The sequence below is a fragment of the Pseudomonas sp. GW822-FHT06D10 genome (assembly GCF_058799535.1).
The window spans coordinates 774,898-799,226 of record NZ_JBXALN010000001.1 but is presented as its reverse complement, the minus strand read 5'-3'; the positions used below and the strand labels follow the sequence as shown (position 1 = coordinate 799,226).

The 24,329-nt window shown below is 67.2% G+C and carries 18 protein-coding genes and 1 pseudogene; 5 read left to right on the top strand and 14 right to left on the bottom strand.

What is annotated here, in order from left to right; all coding sequences use genetic code 11:
- Positions 1 to 57: 57 nt before the first annotated feature.
- The 6 genes and pseudogenes from zapE to AC1RL5_RS03465 form a co-directional block, all read right to left on the bottom strand.
- Positions 58 to 1,185 carry a cell division protein ZapE gene (gene zapE / locus AC1RL5_RS03490; RefSeq protein ID WP_492588939.1) on the bottom strand — a complete coding sequence of 376 codons (1,128 nt, stop codon included), beginning with the start codon at positions 1,183 to 1,185 and terminating at the stop codon, positions 58 to 60.
- Between the two features lie 176 nt (positions 1,186 to 1,361).
- Complete coding sequence (locus AC1RL5_RS03485; RefSeq protein WP_053151784.1) at positions 1,362 to 1,691, bottom strand: nuclear transport factor 2 family protein; 330 nt, start codon at positions 1,689 to 1,691, stop codon at positions 1,362 to 1,364.
- A gap of 52 nt (positions 1,692 to 1,743) precedes the next feature.
- Positions 1,744 to 2,460 carry a helix-turn-helix transcriptional regulator gene (locus AC1RL5_RS03480; protein WP_015635716.1) on the bottom strand — a complete coding sequence of 239 codons (717 nt, stop codon included), beginning with the start codon at positions 2,458 to 2,460 and terminating at the stop codon, positions 1,744 to 1,746.
- Between the two features lie 250 nt (positions 2,461 to 2,710).
- Positions 2,711 to 5,188: a TonB-dependent receptor gene (locus AC1RL5_RS03475; protein WP_015635717.1), complete on the bottom strand. Its 2,478-nt coding sequence runs from the start codon at positions 5,186 to 5,188 to the stop codon at positions 2,711 to 2,713.
- 122 nt (positions 5,189 to 5,310) lie between these two features.
- Complete coding sequence (locus AC1RL5_RS03470; protein ID WP_041118335.1) at positions 5,311 to 6,270, bottom strand: FecR family protein; 960 nt, start codon at positions 6,268 to 6,270, stop codon at positions 5,311 to 5,313.
- A 7-nt stretch (positions 6,271 to 6,277) separates the two neighbouring features.
- Positions 6,278 to 6,775, bottom strand: a pseudogene (locus AC1RL5_RS03465) (RNA polymerase sigma factor); the annotation flags it as partial.
- A gap of 258 nt (positions 6,776 to 7,033) precedes the next feature.
- On the opposite strand from AC1RL5_RS03465, the gene AC1RL5_RS03460 reads away from it, so the two are divergent.
- Both AC1RL5_RS03460 and AC1RL5_RS03455 read left to right on the top strand, forming a co-directional pair.
- Complete coding sequence (locus tag AC1RL5_RS03460; RefSeq protein ID WP_011061444.1) at positions 7,034 to 8,473, top strand: nucleobase:cation symporter-2 family protein; 1,440 nt, start codon at positions 7,034 to 7,036, stop codon at positions 8,471 to 8,473.
- 167 nt (positions 8,474 to 8,640) lie between these two features.
- Positions 8,641 to 9,102: an LEA/WHy family protein gene (locus AC1RL5_RS03455; protein ID WP_011061445.1), complete on the top strand. Its 462-nt coding sequence runs from the start codon at positions 8,641 to 8,643 to the stop codon at positions 9,100 to 9,102.
- Here AC1RL5_RS03455 and glsB read toward each other — a convergent pair whose 3' ends face one another.
- The 8 genes from glsB to AC1RL5_RS03415 form a co-directional block, all read right to left on the bottom strand.
- Complete coding sequence (gene glsB / locus AC1RL5_RS03450) at positions 9,103 to 10,011, bottom strand: glutaminase B (RefSeq protein WP_011061446.1); 909 nt, start codon at positions 10,009 to 10,011, stop codon at positions 9,103 to 9,105.
- A gap of 152 nt (positions 10,012 to 10,163) precedes the next feature.
- Entirely contained in the window at positions 10,164 to 11,954 is a 1,791-nt protein-coding gene (locus AC1RL5_RS03445; protein ID WP_072450259.1) for a dipeptide ABC transporter ATP-binding protein, read from the bottom strand.
- Entirely contained in the window at positions 11,951 to 12,796 is an 846-nt protein-coding gene (locus tag AC1RL5_RS03440) for an ABC transporter permease (RefSeq protein ID WP_072450258.1), read from the bottom strand. The genes AC1RL5_RS03445 and AC1RL5_RS03440 overlap by 4 nt, the downstream gene beginning before the upstream one ends.
- A gap of 23 nt (positions 12,797 to 12,819) precedes the next feature.
- Positions 12,820 to 13,881, bottom strand: coding sequence for an ABC transporter permease (locus AC1RL5_RS03435; protein WP_015635723.1), 1,062 nt, complete (start codon positions 13,879 to 13,881; stop codon positions 12,820 to 12,822).
- Positions 13,874 to 15,445 carry an ABC transporter substrate-binding protein gene (locus AC1RL5_RS03430; RefSeq protein WP_072450256.1) on the bottom strand — a complete coding sequence of 524 codons (1,572 nt, stop codon included), beginning with the start codon at positions 15,443 to 15,445 and terminating at the stop codon, positions 13,874 to 13,876. The genes AC1RL5_RS03435 and AC1RL5_RS03430 overlap by 8 nt, the downstream gene beginning before the upstream one ends.
- A 10-nt stretch (positions 15,446 to 15,455) precedes the next feature.
- Positions 15,456 to 16,655, bottom strand: coding sequence for an LLM class flavin-dependent oxidoreductase (locus AC1RL5_RS03425; protein ID WP_011061451.1), 1,200 nt, complete (start codon positions 16,653 to 16,655; stop codon positions 15,456 to 15,458).
- 187 nt (positions 16,656 to 16,842) lie between these two features.
- Positions 16,843 to 17,574, bottom strand: a complete 732-nt coding sequence (locus AC1RL5_RS03420) for a class II aldolase/adducin family protein (protein WP_103407265.1) — start codon at positions 17,572 to 17,574, stop codon at positions 16,843 to 16,845.
- Between the two features lie 15 nt (positions 17,575 to 17,589).
- Positions 17,590 to 18,645 (bottom strand): ABC transporter substrate-binding protein, encoded by a 1,056-nt coding sequence (locus tag AC1RL5_RS03415; protein ID WP_072450254.1) that lies wholly within the window; start codon positions 18,643 to 18,645, stop codon positions 17,590 to 17,592.
- A 572-nt stretch (positions 18,646 to 19,217) separates the two neighbouring features.
- Here AC1RL5_RS03415 and AC1RL5_RS03410 point away from each other — a divergent pair.
- The 3 genes from AC1RL5_RS03410 to AC1RL5_RS03400 all read left to right on the top strand — a co-directional run bounded on the left by AC1RL5_RS03410 (position 19,218) and on the right by AC1RL5_RS03400 (position 24,318).
- Positions 19,218 to 20,465, top strand: coding sequence for an acyl-CoA dehydrogenase family protein (locus tag AC1RL5_RS03410; protein ID WP_103291222.1), 1,248 nt, complete (start codon positions 19,218 to 19,220; stop codon positions 20,463 to 20,465).
- Between the two features lie 171 nt (positions 20,466 to 20,636).
- Positions 20,637 to 22,418, top strand: a complete 1,782-nt coding sequence (locus AC1RL5_RS03405) for an ABC transporter ATP-binding protein (RefSeq protein WP_492588940.1) — start codon at positions 20,637 to 20,639, stop codon at positions 22,416 to 22,418.
- On the top strand, positions 22,411 to 24,318 hold the full coding sequence (locus AC1RL5_RS03400) for an ABC transporter ATP-binding protein (RefSeq protein ID WP_492588941.1): 1,908 nt from the start codon (positions 22,411 to 22,413) through the stop codon (positions 24,316 to 24,318). Before AC1RL5_RS03405 ends, AC1RL5_RS03400 begins: the two co-directional genes overlap by 8 nt.
- Positions 24,319 to 24,329 lie beyond the last annotated feature (11 nt).

Below are 24,329 nucleotides of genomic sequence, written 5' to 3'. Positions count from 1 at the left end.
CTACAGAAAAAATCCTAAGCAGCGGCCGGGATCCACGGCAGCCGGAAGGGTTTCCCTTCAGGCCGCGGGCCCACCGGCAAAACGCTGCAACTGCATTTCCTGCAGGCGGCTGAGGGTGCGGCGGAAAGCGAACTCCAGGTAGCCCTCGGTGTACAGCTGTTCCATGGGCACCCGGGCTTCCAGGTACAGCGGCACCTTGCGGTCGTAGCACTCGTCCACCAGGGCGATGAAACGCCGCACCGCGTCGTCATGTACCGACAGCTGCGGCAACTCACGATCCCCGGCCACCACCCGCTCGGCACCATCCTCGGTGCCCCGGGCAATGCGTGCGGGGCGCTGGCAAGCGCTGAGGTTGGGCACATCGCTCAGGAGAATGGCCTGGAAGCGGTCGCACAGGGCCATGAAGTCCATGGCGGAAAACGGCTGTTCGCACAGTTCGACGAAGCTGCACCAGGCCACCGTCCCGCACGCCTTGGCCACCTGCAACGGGCGATAGCCGAGCAACAGCGGCTCGCTGCTCGCCGGCTGCCCGGCACTCAAGCGCTCGAACACCGGCCCCAGGGCGCTCGGCTGCCCCTCGGCGCCAAGCCAGTAGCGTTGCTCGGCGGCGCCCGGGTGCAGGCGGTGATCCTGCTCGCCGTCCACCGCCACCACCTGCATGTGCTGGCGGATGGCGCTGATCGCCGGAACGAAGCGCTCGCGGTTGAAGCCATCGGCATACAGCTGCTCCGGGGGCTGGTTGGAGGTGCAGACCAGCACCACGCCCTGGTCGAACATCACCTGGAACAGGCGCCCGAGGATGATCGCGTCACCGATGTCATTGACGAACAGCTCATCGAAACACAGCACCCGCACCTCTTCGGCCAGCTCCCGGGCCAGGGCCTGCAAGGGGTCGGCAATACCGGTCAGCTGGAACGAACGCTGGTGCACCCAGCCCATGAAGTGATGAAAGTGCTGGCGCCGCGCCGGGACCCGCAGGCTCTGGTAGAACTGGTCCATCAGCCAGGTCTTGCCCCGCCCAACCGCCCCCCACAGATAGACCCCGGGCACCGCCGTGCGCCCTTGATGCAGGGCTTCATGGCATTGCTGCAAGGCCTGCACCGCCCGCGCCTGCGCCGCGTCGGCGACAAAGCCCTGCTGCTCCAGGGCGTACTGGTAGGCGCTCATGGGGGAATCGAATGGCATGGGGCTCGGGCCTCCTGGCAAAGAGCCGCAGTATGCCAGCATGAGCCGCTCCAGGCCGACCTGTAGCCGCTGCCGAGCCTGCGAAGCTGGGAAAAGGACCGCAGGGCCTTGCCTGGCGCTCTCCAGCAAAACCTTGGGCATGCTCAGGTTTTTCGCCGCCTGCGCCAGCGGCTACATCAGCGGGAAATATCCAGGCGTTCGATCCGCCCCTGGGCGTCCAGGCGGAAGGTATGGCGCAGGGCCTGGGGGCTGCCGGGGAAGTCACCGCACACCCGGCTGTCGAGCAGCACTTTGCCAGTGCGCTGCTGGACCCCGAGGATTTCCAGGCGGCACGCGCCTTTGCCCATCCAGCGGGCGATCTGCTGGGGCCCCACGCAGTGCTCGCGTTCATCGAAGACCTGGGCGCGGTCGGCGAAGATCGACGCCACCACTGCGCTGTCGCCGCTGTTGATGGCCGTGACATAAGCGGCGATGGCCGGGGCAAGGGAAGGGACTGTGGCCGACATGACAAAAGCTCCTTGCTGTTGAATGAGCGGGCCATGCTAAAGCCCCCGCGTGTCATTTCCTGTCAGCAGTAAAACGGCCCTGCTCATCGCTGTGCATGCGTTTGCGCCAGGCTCGCAGCCAGTCGCTGCGCCGCCCCGGATACCGCTCGCCCTGTTCCTGGGCGGCGGCAATGCGGTCGGTGCGGAAGGTGCGGTAATCCTCGCGCAATTCACACCAGGCCACGATCACCCGGGCCTCGTTGAGAAAGCCCAGGGCCAGGGGCCAGACCCGGCGCTGGCTGGGGTTCTGGTTGACGTCGGCATAGTCGATCAGCAGCTTGGCCTGAAGGCGGATCGCCTGGCGGAACACATTGAGCGACACCGGGTTGTCGGGGAAGCCGTAGCCCGCCGGGCCGGGCAACAGGGTCGGATTGCGCAGTGCGTCCTGGGCCGCGGGGGCCAGCACCGCGGCGATCTTGGCCATGGCATCGGCGGCGGCCTTGCTCAGTTCCTCGTCGCCGCGCTGATCGACGTAGCGCAGGCCCAGCACCACGGCCTCGGTCTCATCGGCATTGAGCATCAACGGCGGCAGGAACAGCCCGCTGCGCAGCACGTAGCCTATCCCCGCCTCACCGTAGATCGGCGCGCCCAGGGCGGTCAGCTCGGCGATATCGCGGTACAGGGTGCGCTCGGAAACCTCCAGCTCCGAGGCCAGGGTCGCGGCGGTCACCGGACGGCTTTTGCCCCGCAGCATCTGCAGCAGGGTGAGTAAACGACTGGCTCGCGACACGCAGGTGCACTCCGGAAAAAACACCGGCGCAGATTACCAGAGCCTCCTGACAGTTTCTGTCAGGAGGCTGGGGGTTGGCGGGACATTGCCAGGCATGGTTCTGCCAGGGTCCTGTAGCCGCTGGCGCAGGCGGCGAAGGCACTGCGCCGCAGGGTTCGGCTGGGGGGTGCCAAGCAAGGCCCTGCGGGCCTTTGCGCAGCCTCGGTGGGGCTCGGCAGCGGCTACAGGGGCCGCAAGAGCCCCCGGGGCGTCAGTAGGCCATGGTCCAGGTCAGGGTGTAGGTGCGGCCCCGGCCCTGGTAGTCGTAGAGGTAGTCCGGGCCGTAGGTCGGCGAGTAGAACAGCTTGGCGCGCTGGCCCCAGACGGTGCTGTACTGCTTGTCCAGCAGGTTCTGGATGCCGCCGCTGAAGGTGCCGAACTCGGTGTCGTGGCTGCCCAGCAGGTCGAAGGTGGTGTAGCCGTCGATGGTGTTGGGCGCATCCACGCTGTGGGTGGCGTCGATCTGCTTGACCGCGTCGTCCTTGAGGGTGAAGGCGTGGTTGCCCTGCAGGCGCACGCTGCTGCTGTCGTCCTTCCAGCCGACGAAGGCGGTGAGTTTCGACAGCGAGGCATAACGGGCGTCACGCTTGCTCCAGCCGCCGTTCTTGTTCTCCTCCTCGGAGCGCACGGCATGCAGGGTGCCGCCCAGCTCCCAGCCGTTCTGGAAGTGCCGGGTCAGGGCGCTTTCAAAACCGTAGTCGCGGCTTTTCTGGTCCTTGACGTCGATGGTCAGGGTGGCCTGGTCGGTGGTGATCACCTTGTCCGACCAGATGTAGTACAGCGCCGCCTGGGCATCCCAGTCGCTATCGGAGAAGCGCCAGCCGGTCTCCACCTGGCGGCTCTTGATCCCGGCCAGGGGGTTGTCGTCCACGCTCAGGCCCGGCTTGCCGTAGAACTTGGCCGGGTCCGGCAGATCGAAGCCCTCGCCGTAGTTGACCCACAGCTGGTGGCCGTTCTTGAAGTCGTAGATGGTGCCCAGGTTGTAGAGGTTGACCGCATAGTCGTTGCTGCCGCCGGGTACGTTCTTGAACTGGCCCACGTCCACGTCCATCTGCTGGCGCCGGTAGCCGCCGGATACCGTCAGGTTGTCGGTGGCGTGCCAGTCCAGCTGGGCATAGCCGGACAGGCCGTCGACCCGGTAGCTGGGATAGCGCGGCGCCTTGCTCTGGGTCACCAGGTCGAGGCCGCCGCTGCCCGAGGAGATGCCCTGGTCGAAGGTGCTCTGCTGGGCATTGAAACGCTCGCGGTCCAGGTCCACGCCGTAGGTCAGCTTGAACGCCTCGAACTCCTTGGCGAACAGCGCCTTGAGGCTGGTGACTTCGAAATTCTGCTGGGACGCGGCGAAGTACACACCCTTGGAGCCTGCGGGGCTGCCGCTGTTGTAGTAGGGGAACGGGAAGAAGTTGTCGTCTTCCTTGCGGTACGAGGCCTGCAGGTAGAAATCCTGGCCCAGCACGTCGCTGTGGTGGTAGTTGGCGTTGAGCAGCAGGCGCTTGGTACGCGGTTCCAGGTCGGTGGAATAGCCGCCGCGCAGCTCGGCGTCTTCCAGGTTGGACGGCGCCTTGTACTTGAGGTTGGGGAAGTAGATCCCGGTGCTGCCATGGTTGCCGGAGTCGTAGTACTGGGCCAGCAGGTCCAGGCTCTGCTCTTCGTTGAACTGCAGGGCCAGGCTGCCCATCAGGTCCAGGGTACGGTTGTACTGCAGGTCGGTCTGGGTGTTGTCGATGAAGATCTGCTTGCCGGCACCGTCATAGAACGCCTGGTTCTGCTCCCCCGCCACCGCCAGCCGGCCGCTGATGGCTTCGTTGCCGCCACTCACCGACTGGGCGATGCGGGTCGTCAGGTCGTCACTGTTGTTGAAGCCGCTGCTGGCCCCCAGCTGGGTCTCGAAGCGCGCCGGGCCCGGTTCGCCTTTCTTGGTGACGATATTGATGATGCCGCCGGTGGCGCCGCCGCCGTAGATGGCGCTGGCCCCGGACAGCACTTCGACCCGCTCGACGTTGAACGGCGAGATGCTGTCGAACTGCCGGGACAGGCCCCGGGAGCTGTTCTGGCTGACCCCGTCGATCATCACCAGCACGTTGCGCCCGCGCATGTTCTGGCCGTAGTTGGTGCGCCCTTCCGGGGCCAGGTCGAGGCCCGGTACCAGCTTGCCGATGGCTTCCTTTAGGCTGACCCCGGTGCTCAACTGCTCGCGCAGCTGGCTCTGCTCCACCACCCACACGGTGCCGGGAATCTCGCTGATGGCGGCGCTGGTGCGTGACGCCACGGTGACCTGGGTCGGCTTGAGGTTGAGGCTGGCGGCCGGCACGCCAGCCCGACGCAGGATCACCGTGTGCCCGTCGCTGAACGACCAGCTCATGCCACTGCCGGCCAGCAGGCTTTGCAGGGCCTGGGCCACCGTGACCTCGCCGTTGAGGGCGGTGGATTGCAGGCCCTCAACATCGCTGGTGGTGTACAGCAGGCGCAGGTCGGCCTGATCGGCGAAGCGGGTCAGCGCCTGGTCCAGGGGCTGGGCCGGCAGGTTCAACGAGACCCGGCGCTCCTGGGCGCTGCCGGCCTGGCTGACCGTGGCGGCCTCCTGGGCCTGGGCCAGGACCGGGCTCAAGGCCCCGGCGAACAGGGCCTGGGCCAGTAATGTGCGGCGCATGATGTGGTGACCGCGCCCCAGTGTCGACAGCTTGAACATTGCTTTCACGTGTTCCTTCCCAGCCGGTTGAAATGACGTCAATGAGAATGATTGTCTTCTCAGTCTCACTACGACGATTTCCCCCAGGGGAACTTGCAGTGCCCAGGCAAAAAAAATTCGACTCAGTGCAGGACCGCCAGCCATGGCAGATAGGTGACGTGCAGCGGGTAGCGCTGCTGCAGGGCCTTGAGCGAGCCTTGCGGATCATGCAGGTCGAACACGCCGCTGATGGCCAGGGCCGCCAACTGACCGTCGGAAATCAGGATGCGCCCGTGCTGGTAGCGCTCCAGTTCACCTATCACCTCCCCCAGCGGGCGGCCGTTGAAGATCAGCTTGCCGCGCTGCCAGGCGGTCAGGCTGGCGGCGTCCACGGTCTGCTGGGCCAGCAGCGGCTGGCCGGGCTGGTATTGCAGGCGCTGGTCGGCCTGGAGCAGCACTGGTGCGTGGTCACCGCTGAACTGCACCTGCCCTTCGCGCACCACCACCGTCAGTTGGTGGCCGTCGCGGCGCACGCTGAAGGCACTGGCAGCGCTTTGCAGTTGCTGGGCCTGGGCCTGGACCACGAAAGGCCGCTGCGGGTCGGCCAGCGGTTCGAACAGTGCTTCGCCGCTGCGCAGGATCACCCGGCGCTCATCCGCCGAGTAGGCCACCGACAGCGCACTGGCGCTGTTGAGGGTGACCCGCGAGCCGTCCGCCAGGGTGATGCTCTGTTGCTGGCCGACCCCGGTGTGGTAGTCCGAGGTCAAGGCCGGCCACTGCTGCCAGCCCAGGCCAGCCCCCAGCGCCAGCAGCAGCGAAGCAGCCAGCGCCGGCCAGAAGCGCCGTGGCCGGCGCACCATGACGGGCGGCGCCTGGTGTTGCCGCGCGGTCTCGGTCTGCCCCAGGTCCCCCCACAGTTGCTGGGCCTCGGCGGCCGCTGCGGCATGGGCCGGGCTGCGCTGGCGCCATTGCTGGAAGGCCATGCGCTGGGCCGGCGTGGCGTTGCCGGAGTGCAGCAGCACCAGCCAGTCGATGGCGGCGTCTTCGAGGCTTTCGGGGTGGTCGGTCATGGCATCGGCGGCAGGCAAGAAGGAATCATTCATGGTGGACTTTCAGCCAGTCGCGACAATGGCGCAGGGCCTGGCCGATGTATTTTGCCACCATGCTTTCGGAAACGCCCAGGCGCAATGCGATCTGTGCCTGGGTCAGGCCTTCCAGGCGATTGAGCAGCAAGGCCTGGCGGGCGTTGTCCGAGAGTTGCGCCAGGGCCTCGTCGAGCACCGCCAGGCGCTCCTTGGCCAGCAGCACGGCTTCCGGTGCCGGGGCCGGGTCCACCGCTTCGGTGTGCTCCTGGCCGTCGCTGAGGTTGGCCGCCAGGCGCTGCTCGCGGCGCAGGGTGTCGATGGCCAGGTTGCCGGCCACACGGAAAATGAAACCGCGGTCGTTGTGCACCTCTACCGTCTGCGGATCGACCTTGAGCAACTTGAGGTAGGTCTCCTGGGCCACGTCCGCCGCCCGTTGGCGATCGCTCATGCGCCGGGTGAGAAACTTCAGCAGGTCGTCGTAATGCTCTTGAAAGCTGCGCAGCAGGCTGGGGGTCGGCAGCATCGGGGGGCGGTCCGCAGATCGGGGAGGCGGATTATTCCATAAAGGCAAATGAGAAACAGTATCTTTCGTATCCTTTCCAACTTGGCTTTTTCCGCCTGTTTGCCCTTCTGGCTGCGGCGCCTTTCTGGCATCCTGCGCCTCCTTTTTTCTGACCGGGTGCGCACGTCTTGTCCATGACATGGCGTTGCGGCCCAAGTCCCGTCCACTTTCCGACGTGTGCCCCCGTAGTTTTCACACGTCACTGGCAGGCCTTTTCCCATGACCGCACCCGACCGCTCCCCTCCCCGCTACAAGTCAGACCTGATCTATGGCCTCAACGACCGTCCGCATTTCAGCGCGGCGATCTTCGCCGCCCTGCAGCATGTGCTGGCCAGTTTCGTCGGCATCATCAGCCCGACCCTGATCTTCGGCGGGGTCCTGGGGCTGGAAAGCGAGCTGCCGTACCTGATCAGCATGGCGCTGTTCGTCTCCGGCCTGGGCACCTTCGTCCAGGCCCGGCGCCTGGGGCCCATCGGTTCCGGCCTGCTGTGCGTGCAAGGCACCAGCTTTTCCTTTATCAGCGTGCTGCTCAGTGCCGGCTTCATGGTCAAGGGCCGGGGTGGCGACACCAACGAAATCCTCTCCACCATCTTCGGCATCTGCTTTGTCGCAGCCTTTATCGAGATGTTCCTCAGCCAGTTCATCGGCAAGTTGCGCAAGCTGATCACCCCGGTGGTGACCGGCACCATCATCACCCTGATGGGCCTGTCGCTGATCAAGGTGGCGGTCACCGACATGGCCGGCGGCTACGGTGCCAGTGACCTGGGCGCGGCGAGCAACCTGGGGCTGGCGGCGCTGGTGCTGCTGACCATCGTGGTACTCAACCGCTTCAACCACCCGATGCTGCGCCTGGGCTCCATCGTCATCGGCCTGACCCTGGGTTTCGTGGTGGCCTGGATGCTCGGCCGGGTGGACATGGCGGCCATGCCCGAGGTGCCCCTGGTGAGCGTGCCGGTGCCGTTCAAGTACGGTTTCTCCTTCGACCTGATCGCCTTCATTCCCCTGGCGGTGATCTTCCTGATTTCCCCCCTGGAAGCAGCCGGCGACCTGACCGCCAATTCGATGATTTCCCAGCAGCCGGTGAAAGGCCCGCTGTACATCAAGCGCATCAAGTCCGGGCTGCTGGCGGACGGTTTCAACTCGGCGGTGGCAGCGGTGTTCAACAGCCTGCCGATGGTCACCTTTGCCCAGAACAATGGGGTCATCCAACTGACCGGCGTGGCCAGCCGCTACGTGGCCTACTTCATTGCCGGGCTGCTGGTGCTGCTGGGCCTGTTCCCGGTGATCGGCGCGGTGCTGCAACTGATGCCCAAGCCGGTACTGGGCGGCGCCACCCTGATCATGTTCGGTACCGTGGCCGTGGCCGGGATCAAGATCCTCGCCGAGGCCGGGCTGCACCGGCGCAACGTGCTGATCGTGGCCATCTCCCTGGGCATGGGCCTGGGCGTGGCGGCGGTGCCGGAAGTGCTGCGCGAGCTGCCCAAGGCGCTGCACAACATCTTCGAGTCGCCGATTACCGTGGGCGCCTTCTGCGCGATCTTCCTGAACATCTTCCTGCCGGAGGAATTCCTTGAGCTGGAAGAAGACGAGTTCGATCCGGAAGCGGCGACCCTCAAGGTCATGCAAGACCCGGACATGAGCGGCAAAGCGAACTCCTGAGGCTCGCAGGCGTCTATGCTGCGAGCGCTGGTGATGGGCCCTCGGCCGTGGAAGGCTGGCCGGGGGTTTGCCAGGCAAGGCCCTGCTGGCCTTGTCGCAGCCTCGCGGGTCGGCAGCGGCTACAAGGTGCCGGCCAGCCATTCATTTCCATTGCCGACAGGTATTCCATGCGTAGATTGATCGCCTTGACCCTGGTACTGCTCAGCCTGAGCGCTTGTGCGCTGTTGCCCAATCGCGATCCACTGGCGATCAATGTGGTGGGCATCGAGCCACTGCCGAGCCAGGATCTGGAAATGCGTTTCGCGGTGAAACTGCGTCTGCAGAACCCCAACGAAAGCCCCATCGACTACAACGGCGTGGCCCTGGACCTGGAAGTCAACGGCCGCCCCCTGGCCTCCGGGGTCAGCGACCAGCAGGGGCATATCGGCCGCTACTCGGAAGACATCCTGGTGATCCCGGTCAGCGTCTCGGCCTTCTCGGTGCTGCGCCAGACCCTGGGCCTGAGCCAGACCCAGAGCCTGGACAACCTGCCCTACGTGCTGCGCGGCAAGCTTGCCGGCGGGCTGTTCGGCACCCAGCGCTTCATCGATCGCGGGCAGCTCAGCCTGAGCAACCCCGGCGCCTGGTAACTAGAACACCGACCAGCCGATACGCTGGCTGAGCAGTTCCAGGGCCGCCATGCCCACCAGCGAGTTGCCGGCGCTGTTGAGCTCCGGCGACCAGACGCAGACCGTGAACTGCCCCGGCACCACCGCCACAATTCCCCCGCCCACCCCGCTCTTGCCCGGCAGGCCGACCCGATAGGCGAAGTTGCCGGCCTCGTCGTACAGGCCGCTGGTGGCCATGATCGAGTTGACCTGCTGGGTCTGGCGCCGGGTGAGAATCTGCTCCCCGCTGTGCTTGCAGAAGCCGTCGTTGGCCAGGAAGCAGAAGGCCCGGGCCAGATCCACGCAGCTCATGCGCAAGGCGCAGTGGCTGAAGTAACTGCGCAGCACCGCCTCCACATCATTGTGAAAGTTGCCGAAGGACTGCATCAGGTAGGCCATGGCCGCGTTGCGGGCGCGGTGCTGGTACTCCGACTCGGCCACCCGACCGTCCACCATCACCTGCAGGTTGCCCGACAGGCGCCGGACAAAGTCGCGCATGGACAAGGCCGGCGCGGCAAAGCGCGACTGGTTGATGTCGCAGATCACCAGGGCCCCGGCATTGATGAAGGGGTTGCGCGGCCGGCCACGCTCGAATTCCAGTTGCACCAGGGAATTGAACGGCTGCCCCGAGGGCTCGTGGCCCAGGCGCTCCCAGATCGCCTCGCCGGAATGACCGATGGCCTGCACCAGGCTGAAGACCTTGGAAATGCTCTGCACCGAGAACGGCGTATCGGCGTCACCGGCGCTGAACACCTGGCCGTCGTTGCCATACACGGCAATGCCCAACTGATTGGCCGGCACATCCGCCAGGGCCGGAATGTAATTGGCCACCTGGCCTTGGCCGATCAGGGGGCGGACTTCATCGAGAATCTGGTTCAACAGGTCTTGCATGTTCTGGCTCATTACCGATACGACTGCGGGGCTATGGCAGCTAGACGCACGCCAGGGCCGGCGCAGCACAGTCCACCGGCAAATGCCCCACCACCCCAGCCCCTGCAGGAGCTGGCTTGCCAGCGAAGGCGGTGCAAGGGTTTCTGAAGATGTCACCCAAGCCGTGGCGAATTCTCCAGCAGGGTCCGGGTGTAGATGTGCTCGGGTCGGTCCAGCACGGCGTCCACTGCGCCCTGCTCCACCACCCGTCCCTGCTTGAGCACCAGCACCCGGTCGGCAATGGCCCGTACCACGCCCAGGTCATGGGTGACGAACAGCAGGGTCAGGCCTTCGTCTTGCAACTGGCGCAGGAGCGCGAGGATCGAGGCCTGTACCGAGACGTCCAGGGCCGAGGTGACTTCATCGCAGATCAGCAGTTTGGGTTCGCACACCAGGGCCCGGGCAATCGCCACCCGCTGTCGTTCGCCCCCGGACAGGCTGTGGGGATAGTGGTCCGCCAGGGCCGGCGACAGCGACACCCGTTGCAGCACCGCATGGACCCGCGCCCTGGCCTCGGCCCCCCGGATGCCGAAAAAGTGCTCCAGGGGTGCGCTCAGGGTCTGGTACAGGGTGTGCCGCGGGTTCAGCGCCCGATAGGGGTTCTGGAAAATGTACTGGATCTGGTGCCGCAGCCCTTTGCTCCGCTGCCGGGCAGACAGGCTCAGAGGCTGGCCGGCATACCGCACCCGGCCTTCGGCGTGCTCGCCAAGCCCGGCCAGGGCCCGGGCCAGGCTGGTCTTGCCGGAGCCGGACTCGCCCACCAGCGCCAGGCACTCCCCCGCCACCACTTGCAGGCTGACGTCGAACAGCACCTGGCGGTCATAGGCCAGGTTCAGGCCCTGGACCTCCAGCAGCGGCCGTCGTTCGCTGCCGGACACAGCCGCCTGCACCGCCACCACGGGCGCCGGCATGGGCAACGCCTGCCGATAAGGGTCGATACAGGCCACCTGGACATCAGCTGCAAGCCCTTGCAGCAACGGCTCGCCCGCTGTGCATTGGGCACGCTGGCGCGGGCACCGGGGCGCGAAGGCACACCCCGCCGGCCGCTGCCCCGGCGCCGGGGCCTGCCCAGGTATCGCCAGCAGGGGCCGGCGCTGGCCGACATCGGGAATCGCCGCCAGCAGGCCCCGGGTATAGGGGTGGGCCGGCTGGCGAAACAGCGCCTCGCGGGAGGCGCTTTCGACGATCCGCCCGGCGTACATCACCAGCACCCGGTCCACCAGGTCCTTGATCACGGCCAGGTCGTGGGACACATAGATCGCCGCCACACCCAGGCTTTTGCACAGGTGGCGCAAGGTGCCGAGGATGTGCGCCTGGGTGGTCACATCCAGGGCCGTGGTGGGCTCATCGAGCACGATCAGCCGGGGCCGCAGGACAAAGGCCAGGGCCAGCATCACCCGCTGCTGCTGGCCGCCGGACAGCTGATGGGGAAAGCGCCGCAGGAACTCGCGATCCGCCGGCAAGCCCACATCCTTGAGGGTGTCGCGGATCCGCTGCTGCCGCCCCTGGCGGTCCAGGTGCGATGGATGCACCGCCAGGGTTTCCTCCAGCAGGTCGGCAATGCGCAGCGCCGGGTTCAGGGCGGTGGCCGGGTCCTGGGCCACATAGCCGATCAGGCCGCCCCGGGCCCGGCGCAGGTCCTGCGCCGAGAGGTCCAGCAACGACTGCCCGGCCACCTCGACCCGCCCTTCGACAATCCGCGCGCCCCGCCGGGCATGGGCCAGCAGGGCCGTGGCCAGGGTGGTCTTGCCCGAGCCCGACTCCCCCACCAGGCCAAGAATTTCCCCCGCGGCCAGGCTGAAGCCGACCCCGGACAACACCTCCACGCCACCCGCCAGTTCCACCCGCAACCCCTCAACCTGCAGCACCCGGGCCTCTCGGGTCACTTCCACCACGGCGTTCATGGGCCTTTCTCCCCGATCCGCGCCTGACTGCGGCCGATGCCCTCGGCGAGGATGTTGGTGCCGTAGGCGAACACCCCGATCAGCAGCGCCGGGGCCAGCACCGCCCAGGGCTGGACCAGCAGCCCGGCCTGGTTCTCGTTGATCATCAGCCCCCAGTCGGCGGCCGGCGGCGCCACCCCATAGCCGAGGAAACCCAGCCCCGACAGCATGCCCACGCCCCAGGTCAGCATGTTGCCGAAGTGCACCAGCAGCGGCGTGAGGATGTTCGGCAGGATTTCCCCAGAGAGGATCCGCCAGCGCGAATAGCCCATCATCTGCGCCGCCTCGACGAACTCCTGCCCCGCCACCGCCACCGCGCTGCCCCGGGCCAGGCGCACCACCCCGGGGGTGAAGGCGATGGCCACGGTGAGCACGATCAACCAAGGCGCGCGCCCCAGCATCGAAACGATCAGCAGCACCAGGATCAGGTCGGGAAAGGCCAGGGAAACATCTGCCAGCCAACTGATCAACGTGTCCAGCCGGCGCCGCGAAAGGCCGGCCAACAACCCCAGGGCGCTGCCCACCAGCAGGGCGATGGAGGCCGCCGCCAGGGACATCCACAACACCGACAGGCCCCCGCTGAGCAACCGCGAAAGCACGTCGTGGCCAAGAAAGTCATGGCCGAGCCAGGCGCCGGCAGCGGGCGCGCCGTACACCGGGCCCAGCATGTCGGTGCTGCCATGGGGCGCCAGCCAGGGCCCGAACAGCGCCAGCAGGACCACCAGCAAGGTGATGAATGCACCCTTGCGGGTTTGCGGTTCGCCCAGCCACAGGCGCCAGCGGGAAATGCGTAAGTCGTTCATGGATAGGTTCTCATGCCGCAGGTTCAGGGAGCCTTGGGCGCCGAGCGGCGCCACCAGGGCTGGAGGCCTCGTCGGTTGCGGCGGATCAGGCCGGCCCGCCGCGCCGTACGCAACTTGGGGGTCAGCAGCACCGTGGCCAGGTCTGCCAACAGGTTGATCAGCACCACCCCCAGGGTGATCACCAGCACGATGGCCTGGATCATCGGCAGATCGCGCATCTGGATCGCCGAGTTGAGGGCGGTGCCGATCCCCGGATAGCTGAACACCACTTCCGCCAGCAGGGCCCCGCCGATCAGGGTGCGCAGGGTCAGGGCCAGCCCCTGCACCGCCGGCACCAGGGCATTGGCCAGGGTGTGGCGCCAGACGATGCGCCACTCAGGGATGCCCCGCAGCCTCGCGGCGATCACGTAGTCCGATTCCAGGGCCTCGATCATTGCCGCGCGCACCATGCGCGTCAGGTAGGGCAAGGCCGACAGGCTCAAGGCCAGCACCGGCAGTACCAGGAATTGCAGCTGGCGCCACAGTGCCAGCTGGGGGTCGAGGATCGACACCGCCGGCAGCAGGTCCATGTGGGGCATGGAAAACAGCAGCACCAGGCCAATGGCCAGGAGAAAACCCGGGGTAGCCTTGAGGAAGATCAGCAACGACAGGCTCCAGCGGTCCAGGCGGCTGTCACGACGCAGGGCCAGGGTCACCCCCAGCAGCAGCGCCGCGGGCACCACCAGCGCGATGACCCCGGCCAGCAACGCCAGGGTGTAGCCCAGGCGCGCGAAGAGGACGTCGGCCACAGGCGCGCTGGAATCCAGGGACTGCCCCAGATCGCCTTCCAGCGTCTGGCCCAGCCAGTGCAGGTATTGCTCGAGCAGTGGCCGGTCCAGCCCCAGTTGCCGTTGCAGGGTGAGGATGCTTTCCAGGGGCGCGTCGGGGCCAAGGATCACCCGCGCCGGGTCCGAGGGCAGCGCCTGGGTGGCGATGAACACCACCAGGCTGATGACCCAGGCCGTGAGCAGGCCGTAGCCCAGGCGGCCGACGAACCAGGACAGCCAGGCCGGGGTACGGGGCGTGTTGCGGCAGGTGTCAGGCATGGTTCAACCACATTTCGTCAAAGCGCCAGGAGGCGAAGGTCGTCTGTTCCGGCACCAGCCCGCCAACCCGCACCGAGGCCGCGTCCAGCACATCGTTGAAGCCCCAGATCAGCAGCCCGCCGCGCTGGTGCTGGATGGCCTGGGCTTCGTGCACCCATTGCCGGCGCAGTTGCAGATCGGGCTGGGCCAGGGCCTGCTGGTATAGCTGGGTGAATCGCGGGTCGTGAAAGTTGCTGCGGTTGTAGATGGCCTGGGGGGCGTCGTTGTGCAGCGCCGAGGCAAGAAAGCCCCGGGCCGGCGTGGCCCCGGGCGACAGCAGCCACTGTTCGCGCTGGGGGCCGTTGAACACCGAAGCGTCAACCTGGGTCACCTTGACCTCGACCCCGGCCCTCTTCGCCTGCTGGGCGAACACCAGCGCCGCGTTCACCCCCGGGCCCGGGGTGGTGGTCAGCTCCACCCGCAGGTCGCTCTGCCCGGCCTGACGCAACAGCGAACGGGCCTGTTCCAGGTCATGGGGCCGCTGGGCAATGCCGTGGTTGTAGGTGGGGTCGTGGGGCGAATACAGGTCATTGGCGACTCGGCCGAAACCATTGAGCCCACGGTCCACCAGCTCCTGGCGGTCGGCCAGCAGGCGGAACGCCTGGCGCACCCGCACATCCTGGAACGGCGCCTTGGCCAGATTGAGGTTGAAGCCGGTGAAAGAAGTACTCGGCGAGGCGTAGAAGCGCAGCCGCGGATCGGCCTTGAGCAGCGCGCTGTGCTCGGCCTGTACGCCGCTGGCCACGTCGATCTGCCCGGCCCGCAGCGCCGCCGCCCGCGACACCTGGTCCTTGAACTCGATGATCTCCAGTTCGTCGGCGTAGGGCTGGCCGGGCTTGTAGTAGTTCTCGAAACGGCTGTACAGCGAGCGCTGGCCGGGAATGAAGCGCTTGAGCCGGTAGGGGCCGGCGCCCACCGGGTTGGTCTGCGGGTGGTAGTCGGTGGGCACTATGGCACCGAAGCTGATCAGGGTTTCGTCCAGGGGAAAGAAGCTCTGGCCCTGTTTGAAGCGTATTTCGATGGTGCGCTGATCGAGCTTGCGCAGGGCCTGGCGATCGATGGCCCCCACCAGCCCGGCAAAGGGCGAAGCCAGTTGCGGGTCGGTCAGGCGCAGGATGGAAAACAGCATGTCGTCGGCGCCGATGCTCTTGCCGTGGTGGAACTCCAGCCCCGGCTTGATGCGGATGGTCCAGACGCTGGCGTCGGCATTGGGCTCGGCGAACTCCGCCAGGGCCAGCCGGGTGCTGACGTCCGGGTTCCATTCCCAGAACTTGCTGTACAGCGCCCAGCCGCGAATGATCCCGCCGCCCACCGGCTTGTGGGCGTCGAGATTGCCGGACTGGTCGCCATCGATGATCCCCACCCGCAGGCGCCCGCCGCGCACCGGGGTGCCGGGCAGCAGCGGTGCGGCACCGGGCGCCGCACCGTTGTCACAGCCGCTGAGCAGGCTGCTGCCCAGCAACAGGCCGCCACCGGCGGCCAGGGAATGGCCGAGGAATACCCGGCGGGAAAATGCCTCGCTCATCGCTCGCTCCTCAGGCCTGCTCGGTGGCCTTGGCCGGTTGCCTGGCCGCCAGCGTGGCGCCCAGGCGCGGCACCTCGAAACCGTGATCCAGCTCCAGCAGCGGGAACAGCAGGTCGGCCACCCGGTGGGCCTCGTCGATCAGCGGAAAGCCCGAAAGGATGAAGGCCGAGGTGCCCTGCTCTTCGTATTCACGAATGCGCTCGGCCACTTGCCGCGCGCTGCCCACCAGGTAGGTGCCGGCGGCGGGCCCGAGAATGTTGAAACCGAACAGGCTCGGGCCGAGCCAGACATTGGGGTAGATCTCCAGGTCCCGGGCCTTGGGCAGGCGGCCGGCGCGGATCGCCTCGACATTGCGCTGGATCTGCGGGTCGTCGCTGTGGAAGCTGTCCAGGGTTTCCCCCGGCGGCAACTGGCGTTCGATGGAAGCCCGGGCGGTCTGCAGCGAGGTGCGCTGCAGCAGTTTCTCGGCGTGGGCCCAGGCCTCCTCCTCGGTTTCCCGGACGATGATCTGCAGGCGCGTACCGAAGCTCAGCTCACGGCCGATCTTCGCCGCCTCGGCGGCCACCTTGCGGAATTTCTCGCCGAGTTTCGGCGGCGTGTCGGCAAAGCTCAGGTACACATCCAGCAACTGCACCGAATGGGCCACTCCCGGGCCGGAGGTGCCGGCGCCCCACAGCGGGATGCCGGGGCGTTGCCTCGGCGCGTGCCAGCCGCCCAGGGGATGGCCGGCCGCGGCCGGCGAGCGCGGCGCCAGCTTGACGTAGCGGCCGTCGTAGCCGTCGGTGTCCCCGGCATAGAAGCCCTGGAACGCCCGCCAGTACTCCAGGCTGAAGTCATAGCGCTCATCGTGGGGATAGTGCACCCCCAGGGTGGCCAGCCCGGCGTCACTGCCGTTGACCACGTTGAACAGCAGGCGGCCGTTGGAGAACTGATCGAAGGTCAGCGCCCATTTGGCCAGCACCGCCGGCGACAACTCCCCCGGGTGCTGTGCCACCAAAAAGCGCAAGCGCTGGGTGGCATCGATCAGCGCCGCCGAGACCGCCAGGCTTTCATTGGGGCTCGAACCCAGCAGCGAACCGTAGTAGCCCAGGCGATCGCTGGCCACCGCCAGTTGCTTGAGGTGCTGGAAATCGGTGTTCCAGCGCCCTTCCGGCTCCCAGGGATAGGGGCCGTCGGGGGTGGTGAGGTACCAGAGAATCTTGACTGCCATGTAGCTGTTCCTTGAATGATTGAAGCCTGTGCAGCCATCGCTGCCCCGCCCACCGCCGACCCCCACCGCGTAGGAGCCGGCTTGCCGGCGAAGAGGCCCTCAAGCCTTGTATCGCCCTTGCGGGCGCTTTCGCTGGCAAGCCAGCTCCTACAACAGCTCCGATAGCCGCTGCCCGGGGGGCGGCAGGTCAGCTGCGGCGGTCGATGGCGGGCACCAGGCCCAGTTCCGTGGCGCGCTCGTACAGGCCGCTCATCTTCCATTGCTGGGTCAGTACGCCTGGGCCATAAGGGCGGGAGCCACCCAGGGCGTCGGCCAGCAGTTGCAGTTGCGCGCCCTCTTCCAGCAACAGGATGAATTCCGCCGTGGCCCGCAGGCCCTGCTTGCCCCATACCGTGGAGCCGCCGTTGGCTTCGAGAATCGCCAGGTTGAAGGGGTTCTGGGCAATGCTGTCGAGGATGAAGTCCACCTCGGGCTGGCGCCGGTCGATGTACACCGGCAGCTCCCGGGCCAGCTGGTAGCGCTGCACCGGCACATAGTGGAACGGCAGCGTGCGGTGGGTCTGGGCCCAGGCTCCCAGGTACGGCGAATGCACGTGGGACACGGTGGTGATGTCGGCATGCTGCTGGAACAGCTTGGTATAGCGTCCCAGGCCGCCCTTGCCCTGGCCCAGGATCACCTTGCCGGCAAAGTCGGTGACCGTGGCCTGCAATGGCTTGTGGTAGTTCCACGGGCCGCCGTAGTTCACCGAGACCAGCAGTTCCTGGCCCGGTACCCGCTCGATGAAGCCCACGGTGCCGTTGGCGGTGATGGTCCGGGTTTCGCGGAACACGGTGAACGCCTGTTCGGCCTCCAGCAGCACCTGATCGATGAAGGCCTGCAGTTCCTGGGTAATGGGTTGTTCGTTGATCAATACGGTCATGGCGATTCTCCGGGTTCAGGCGCGGCGCTGGGCCAGCAGTTCATGGGCGGCGTGCAAGGGACGTGGGTCGACCCAGTCGGCAATGGCGAAATCCCGTTCCAGGAAGCCATGGCGATAGAGGAAGTTTTTCTGGATATCGAGAAACTCCAGGCGCTGCGGCGACAGGTCGGGCGCCAGGGTGGTGTGGAAATCGCCGCGGTAGGCCTCATTCACCCCGGCACTGCCGGCCCGGGTTTCCTCTTCCAGGAAGGCGTTCAGGGCCGGCCGGTTGTGGGCCGCCCAGTCGGCGGCGCGCAGGGTCTGGGCGAGAAAGCGCACCACCAGGTCGAAGTGGTTGTCCAAGAGGCTCTGGTGCACGGTGATCGGCCGTGGCGTGCCGTTGTTGATGCGGTAGCGCGGCTCGGCGACCAGGTCCAGGTCGATGCCCACCACCAGCCCCAGGCGCCGCGCGGCATCGGCGGCGGCAGCCCCCTTGACGTAGACCGCGTCCACCTCGCCGCGCACCAGGTAGTCCAGGCCCGACCACAGGCGCTGCAAACCTTCCTGGGGCGTCGCCGCACGCTCCTGGTCCTGCAGCGCCACTTCCACCAGTTGCACGTCGTCGAAACCCAGGCCCGCCAGGCTCAACGCGCCTTTGTAGCCGTGCAGGCTCATGGCCCGGGCGATGCTGCCCGGGCGGTTTTCGCCCCAGGCCGGCAGCGCCAGGCGCTTGCCCTTGAGGTGCTCGGGGCGGCTGATGCCGGAATCCGGGCGCACCAGCAAGGTTTGCCATTCCTCGATCCAGGTCAGGCCGATCAGCCGGCTGGGGGAACCGGCGGCGCGGGCGGCCAGGGCCGGCACGTTGCCGCCCTCGCGAAACAGCCCGGGCAACTGGTGATCGTAGTGGTGATGGCCCAGTTGCCGGGCTTCCTGCAGGGTCGCGACCGGCAGGCCGTCGGCGGCAAACTCCTCGCTGAGCCAGCCCAGCTTGTAGGCGATCCCGGAAGCCGTGGGCACCGGGCAGCGGGTGAACCAGATCTGCTCCAGTTCAGGCTGGGCAGCGGACGTGGGCAATGTGGCGGCAAGCGTCATGAACGAGTTCCTGTGCAATGGCTGTTGCCAGGGCTATTGCAGCGCCCGTGCCAACCGGGCAAGGCCCCGGATTACGGGGCCTGGGCCGCTGCCCGCAAAACCGGCACCTCGCCGACTGCTGCCCGACCAGCAGCATTGCGCAGCGACTGCTGCTGTCGGAGCAACGGGCCGACGAGCATTGCTGCTGGAGCAGCAGCAGGCGTTTTAGAAGCCATTGCGCACCCGCCCGCCAGCCTTGTCGCACAAGGCCTGCAACGGATTTTCAGCACACTGAAAAGGCCCTGGCGCAGAACTTGCTCAAGCCTCCTCAAACCCAGCCCTTTTTCGTAGGAGCTGGCTTGCCAGCGAAGGCGTCGCCAAGACCGGCGCAAGGTTCAAGGGCCCTTTCGCCGGCAAGCCGGCTCCTACGGATCAGGTCGATACACACGCCCCTGTAGGAGCTGGCTTGCCAGCGAAGGCGTTGCCAAGACTGGCGCCAGGCTCAAGGACCTCTTCGCCGGCAAGCCGGCTCCTACGGATCAGGTCGATACACACGCCCCTGGGGGCAGATTTCTTCAGATAGAGGTACCAGCATGAGTAGCGTTCAAGCCCTTCCTGTCACTCCGGTCCGTGTCCTGGGCAGCGAGGCCGAAGCCATCGCCGTGGCCCGGGAAATCGCCACGGAAATCGCCGCCATCGCCGCCGACAGCCAGGCCAACGGCCAGTTGCCGCGGCGCCAGGCGCAGTTGCTGTCCGACAGCGGCCTGACCGCCATCGGTGTGCCCAAGGCCTTCGGTGGCCTGGGGGCGTCGGTGGCCACCATCGTCGAAACGGTGCGCCTGATCTCGGTGGCCGATGGCGGTGTCGGCCAGTTGCTGCAGATCCACAACGTGATGCTGCGGGGCATCTTCAACGGTTACCCGGATGCCGTGCGCGACCGCGTGGTCAGCGACGTGCTGGCCGGCAAGCGCCTGGGCAATGCCCTGGCGGAGGTCGGTGGCAAGAACAAGTTCGCCCTCAAGACCCGTATCGAGCGCCGCGCCGACGGCAAACTGATCCTTAACGGCAGCAAGTTCTACTCCACCGGTTCCTACCTGGCCGAATGGATTTCCCTGACCGCCGCCAGCGAAGAAGGCGGCGCCGGGGTGCTGCTCAACCGCAACGCCCCGGGCCTGACCCTGGTGGACGACTGGCATGCCTTCGGCCAGCAGAATTCGGTCAGCGGCACGGTGCTGTTCGACAACATCGAACTGGACGAAGACTTTGTCTCGCCGCGCAAGGGCCCGATGAAACGCACCGGCCTGACCTTCCCGCAGATCCTCCATGCGGCCATCGACACCGGGATCGCCGCCGGAGCCCTGGGGGCCGCGGTGGACTACCTCAAGCAGCACGCCCGGCCCTGGGTGGAAAGCGGCGTCGACCACGCCAGCGAAGAGCCGCACATCATCAAGCAGATCGGTGAATACGCCGTAGCCCTGCGTGCTGCCGAATCCTTGCTGCGCGATGCCGCGCGGGTGTTCGACGAACACGAGCAGGACCCGGACAACAAGGAACTGCAGGACCAGCTGATCCTGTCCGTGGCCACCGCCCGGGCCCATTCCGACAGCGCCTCGCTGAAGATCTCCAGCGACATCTTCTCGCTGTTGGGGGCCAGTTCCTCCCTGAGCAAATGGAACCTCGACCGCTTCTGGCGCAATGCCCGGGTGCACACCACCCACGACCCGATCCGCTGGCGCCTGCACCACGTGGGCAACTACTACCTCAACGGCGTCGACCCGGGCGAATACACCGCGATCCTCAACGCCAAGGAGCAACAGGGCGCGACCCGCCCCGCACCCTGACGCCGCCGTAGGCGCTGGCTTGCCAGCGAAAGCGCCCTCAAGCCCGGCACAAGGCTTGCGGACCTCTTCGACGGCAAGCCGGCGCCTACCCACAACCACGGCATCACGCACACCCTAGGTGCTGGCAAGTCTGCCCCTACGGGGGTGGCCGATTTTTTGAACGAGCCCTGCATGATCGAAAAACACCCTCTTTTGCGCGCGCTGGCGATCTACCGGGAAGTGCCGTGGCGCTTCACCCTGGTGGCGCTGCTCTATGTCGCCGTCAACCTCGGACTGTTCTGGCAGCAGTGGCTGATCGGCCATGCGGTCAACGATGTCAGCAGCGGGCAGGCGGTAAAGCACCTGGCCGACGGCAGCCTGGATGCCAGCCTGGGCTGGTACTGGCTGTGGCTGCTGCTGGCGGTGGCCCTGGGCCGCGGCCTGCTGCAGTACGCCGCCACGGTGTTGTCCCTGGTGCTCAGCCAGGAACTGCTGACCCGCCTGCGCGAGCGCATCCTGCAGCAGGTCCAGGGCCTGCACCTGGGCTACCACTGGCAGCACGGCATGGGTGAAATGATCACCCGCACCACCCGCGATGCAGACAAGGTCCGCGATGCCCTGATCAGCTTCTGGCGCCAGGTGGTGGAAACGCCCCTGGTGGTGCTGGCCACGGTCGGCCTGCTGGCCTGGTACAGCCCCTGGCTGGCGGTGGTGCCGCTGCTGCTCACCGCCTGCGGACTGTGGATCTTCGTGCGCCAGACCGAGCACCTGGTGAGCCTCGACCGCGCAGTGGGCGCTGCCTACGACCGGGTCAACCAGGACCTCAGCGAGGGCATCGGTGGGGTGCGGGTGATCAAGTCCTTCGCCCTGGAGCACAGCCGCATCCAGGGTTTTGCCGCCCAGGTCGGGCTGTTCGCCGAGCATGCGCGCCGGGCCCTGGCCTATTCCAGTTCGCGTATCCCCCTGCCCCAGGCCGTGGTCGCCCTCAGCCACGTGTGGATCCTGGTCTACGGCGCTCATCAGGTGGCGGCCGGGCAGCTGGGGATCGGCGAGCTGGTCAGCGCCCTGCTGATCGTCACCACCCTGGTGTTTCGCATCGAAGGCATCGGCCGGGTGATGCAGACCTTTGCCGACGCCCGCTCCAGTGCCGAGCGCATCTGGCAGTTGCTGGACGAGCCGCTGCACATCCGCAGTGGCAACGCCCGACTGCCCCAGGCGCCCCTGGGGTTGCGCCTGGAGGGGGTCAGCGTCAGCGCCCCCGGCGGTGGCCGGAAGATTCTCGATGACTGCTCCCTGAGCCTTGAGCCCGGCGAGGTGGTGGCCCTGGTAGGCGCCACCGGCACCGGCAAGAGCCTGTTGGCCAGCCTCCTGCCGCGCCTCACCGAGGCCGGTGCCGGCCGGGTGCTGCTGGGCTCGGAACTCAGCGGTTGGCAGGACGTGCGCGACCTGGACCTGCAACAGCTGCGGCGCCGGGTGCATGTGGTGCCCCAGGAAAGCTTCCTGTTTTCCGACACCCTGGCGGCCAACCTGCGCCTCACGGCCCCCGACGCCAGCCACCGGCAGCTGCGCCAGGGCCTGGCCCTGGCAGCCGCCGAAGACGTACTGGAACGCTTGCCCCAAGGGCTGGACAGCCGCCTCGGCGATCGCGGGGTCACCCTCTCCGGTGGCCAGCGCCAGCGCCTGAGCCTGGCCCGGGCGCTGCTGGGGGAGCCGGACATTCTCTGCCTCGACGACGCCACCAGCGCCCTGGACGCCATCAGCGAACGCCAGGTGCTGGACAACATCCGCCAGTTGCGCCGAGACCAGGGCCGGGCCACCACCTTGCTGGTGATCTCCAGCAAGCTCTCGACCATTCTCCTGGCGGACCGGGTGTTGCTGCTGCAGGACGGGCGAATCCGCGCCAGCGGCCGCCACGCCGAGCTGCTCAAGACCAACGCCCACTACCGCGACCTGCTGGGAGTCGACCATGGCTAATCCAATCGCCGGCAAGGCCCTGAGCGATATCGAAATCGAGGAAATGCTTGCCCGCCAGGCCCTGGACCGCAGCATGCTGTCGCGCCTGCTGCCCCTGCTGCGGCCGATCCGCGGCCCGATCCTGACGGTGATCGGCATCGAGTTGCTGCTGGTGTTCACGGTGTTCCTGCGGCCCTGGTTCGTGCGCGAACTGCTGGACCGCGGGCTGGTCCCGGACCAGGGTCACTGGCTGCTGGACGAGTCCCTGGTGCTGTGGCTGGGCCTGGGGCTGGCGGCCAGCTGGCTGGGGCGCTTCGTCCTGGCCGGGCTGTCGCAGTTCGTCGCCGGCAGCGCGGCGATCCGGGTGCTCAACGACCTGCGGGTCAAGGTCTTCGCCCATATCCAGGCCCTGAGCGTCAGCTACTTCGACCAGACCCGCGCCGGGCGCATCATTTCCCGCGCCGACCGCGACGTCGACAGCCTGGAACCACTGCTGATCCAGGGTCCGCCGGAGCTGCTGGGGGCCCTGCTGCGCTGCGCCCTGGCGGCGCTGATGCTGTGGCGCATCGACCCGCGCTTCTTCCTCAGCCTGGCGGCCACGGTGCCGCTGCTGGCGCTGGCGACCTGGGGCTTCAAGCGCATCTCCCAGCGCAACTGGGCCAGGGTCGCGGAGAACCGCAGCCGCTTCACCGCGCACCTGGTGGAAAGCGTCAGCGGCGCGCGCATGCTCCAGCAATGCGGGCAGCAGGAACCCAACCTGCAGCGCTATCGCGGCCTGCTGGATGACTTCAACCAGGCGCTGATCCGCGGCAGCCTGCGCTCCAGCTGGTTCGCCCCATTCACCGCGCTGCTCAGCACCGCCGGCATGGCCGCGCTGCTGCTGGTGGGCGGCTATGGGCTGGCCGATAACCAGATCAGCGTTGGCCAGATGGCGGAAAGCCTGTTCTACGTGTTTCTGTTTCTGGGCCCGTTGCAGGAGCTCTCTGACCTGTTCGAACGCTACGCCACCGGCTCGGCCTCGGCGCAGCGGATCTTTCTGCTGCTGGACACCCGGCCCCAGGTCCTCGACCCGGCCCAGCCCCAGCGCATGCAGCGGGCCCGGGGCGATGTCGGTTTCGAACAGGTGCGGTTCGCCTACGACCCCAGGAGCAAAAGCGCGGTGATCCAGAACCTGGACCTGCAGATCAAGGCCGGCGAAGTGCTGGCGATTGTCGGCCCCTCGGGCCATGGCAAAAGTACCCTGGTGCAGTTGCTGACCCGTTTCTACGACGTTCAGGGCGGCGCCGTGACGCTCGACGGCGTGGACATCCGGCACCTGGCCCAGCACGACCTGCGCCGGGCCGTGGGCGTGGTGCTGCAGGACAATGTGCTGTTCAGCGGCAGTATCCTCGACAACCTGCGCCTGGCAGCCCCCGGCGCCGATGATGCAACGCTGATTGCCGCGGCCCGGGAGCTGGGGGCCGACGAGGTGCTGGAACGCCTGCCCCACCAGTACCACAGCGAGGTCGGCCCCCTGGGTGGACACCTGAGCCATGGCCAGCGGCAACTGGTGTGCCTGGTACGGGCCTACCTGGCCAACCCGGCGGTGCTGGTACTGGACGAAGCCACCTCGGCGGTGGACATCCACACCGAGCGGCGCATCCAGCGCGCCCTGCGCCGGCTGTGCCAGGGGCGCACGGCGATCATCATCGCCCACCGCCTGGCGACCATCCGCGACGCCGACCGGATCGCGGTGATCCGCCACGGCCAACTGGTGGAACAGGGACCGCATCAGCAGTTGATCCGGCAGAACGGCGCCTATGCGGCGTTGTACCAGGCCTATCTGCGTAGCGCCGACCAACCCGGCGGCGCAAACCCCGCGGCCCCTTTCGCCGGCAAGCCGGCTCCTGCAAAAGCACCGCCGATATCGCGCCAGCTGTAGGCGCTGGCTTG

Excerpts from the sequence above, each read along its gene's own strand:
- zapE (WP_492588939.1), bottom strand. The coding sequence starts at position 1,185 with ATGCCATTCGATTCCCCCATGAGCGCCTACCAGTACGCCCTGGAGCAG.
- AC1RL5_RS03485 (WP_053151784.1), bottom strand. The coding sequence starts at position 1,691 with ATGTCGGCCACAGTCCCTTCCCTTGCCCCGGCCATCGCCGCTTATGTC.
- AC1RL5_RS03475 (WP_015635717.1), bottom strand. The coding sequence starts at position 5,188 with ATGTTCAAGCTGTCGACACTGGGGCGCGGTCACCACATCATGCGCCGC.
- AC1RL5_RS03470 (WP_041118335.1), bottom strand. The coding sequence starts at position 6,270 with ATGAATGATTCCTTCTTGCCTGCCGCCGATGCCATGACCGACCACCCC.
- AC1RL5_RS03460 (WP_011061444.1), top strand. The coding sequence starts at position 7,034 with ATGACCGCACCCGACCGCTCCCCTCCCCGCTACAAGTCAGACCTGATC.
- AC1RL5_RS03455 (WP_011061445.1), top strand. The coding sequence starts at position 8,641 with ATGCGTAGATTGATCGCCTTGACCCTGGTACTGCTCAGCCTGAGCGCT.
- glsB (WP_011061446.1), bottom strand. The coding sequence starts at position 10,011 with ATGCAAGACCTGTTGAACCAGATTCTCGATGAAGTCCGCCCCCTGATC.
- AC1RL5_RS03445 (WP_072450259.1), bottom strand. The coding sequence starts at position 11,954 with ATGAACGCCGTGGTGGAAGTGACCCGAGAGGCCCGGGTGCTGCAGGTT.
- AC1RL5_RS03440 (WP_072450258.1), bottom strand. The coding sequence starts at position 12,796 with ATGAACGACTTACGCATTTCCCGCTGGCGCCTGTGGCTGGGCGAACCG.
- AC1RL5_RS03435 (WP_015635723.1), bottom strand. The coding sequence starts at position 13,881 with ATGCCTGACACCTGCCGCAACACGCCCCGTACCCCGGCCTGGCTGTCC.
- AC1RL5_RS03430 (WP_072450256.1), bottom strand. The coding sequence starts at position 15,445 with ATGAGCGAGGCATTTTCCCGCCGGGTATTCCTCGGCCATTCCCTGGCC.
- AC1RL5_RS03425 (WP_011061451.1), bottom strand. The coding sequence starts at position 16,655 with ATGGCAGTCAAGATTCTCTGGTACCTCACCACCCCCGACGGCCCCTAT.
- AC1RL5_RS03420 (WP_103407265.1), bottom strand. The coding sequence starts at position 17,574 with ATGACCGTATTGATCAACGAACAACCCATTACCCAGGAACTGCAGGCC.
- AC1RL5_RS03415 (WP_072450254.1), bottom strand. The coding sequence starts at position 18,645 with ATGACGCTTGCCGCCACATTGCCCACGTCCGCTGCCCAGCCTGAACTG.
- AC1RL5_RS03410 (WP_103291222.1), top strand. The coding sequence starts at position 19,218 with ATGAGTAGCGTTCAAGCCCTTCCTGTCACTCCGGTCCGTGTCCTGGGC.
- AC1RL5_RS03405 (WP_492588940.1), top strand. The coding sequence starts at position 20,637 with ATGATCGAAAAACACCCTCTTTTGCGCGCGCTGGCGATCTACCGGGAA.
- AC1RL5_RS03400 (WP_492588941.1), top strand. The coding sequence starts at position 22,411 with ATGGCTAATCCAATCGCCGGCAAGGCCCTGAGCGATATCGAAATCGAG.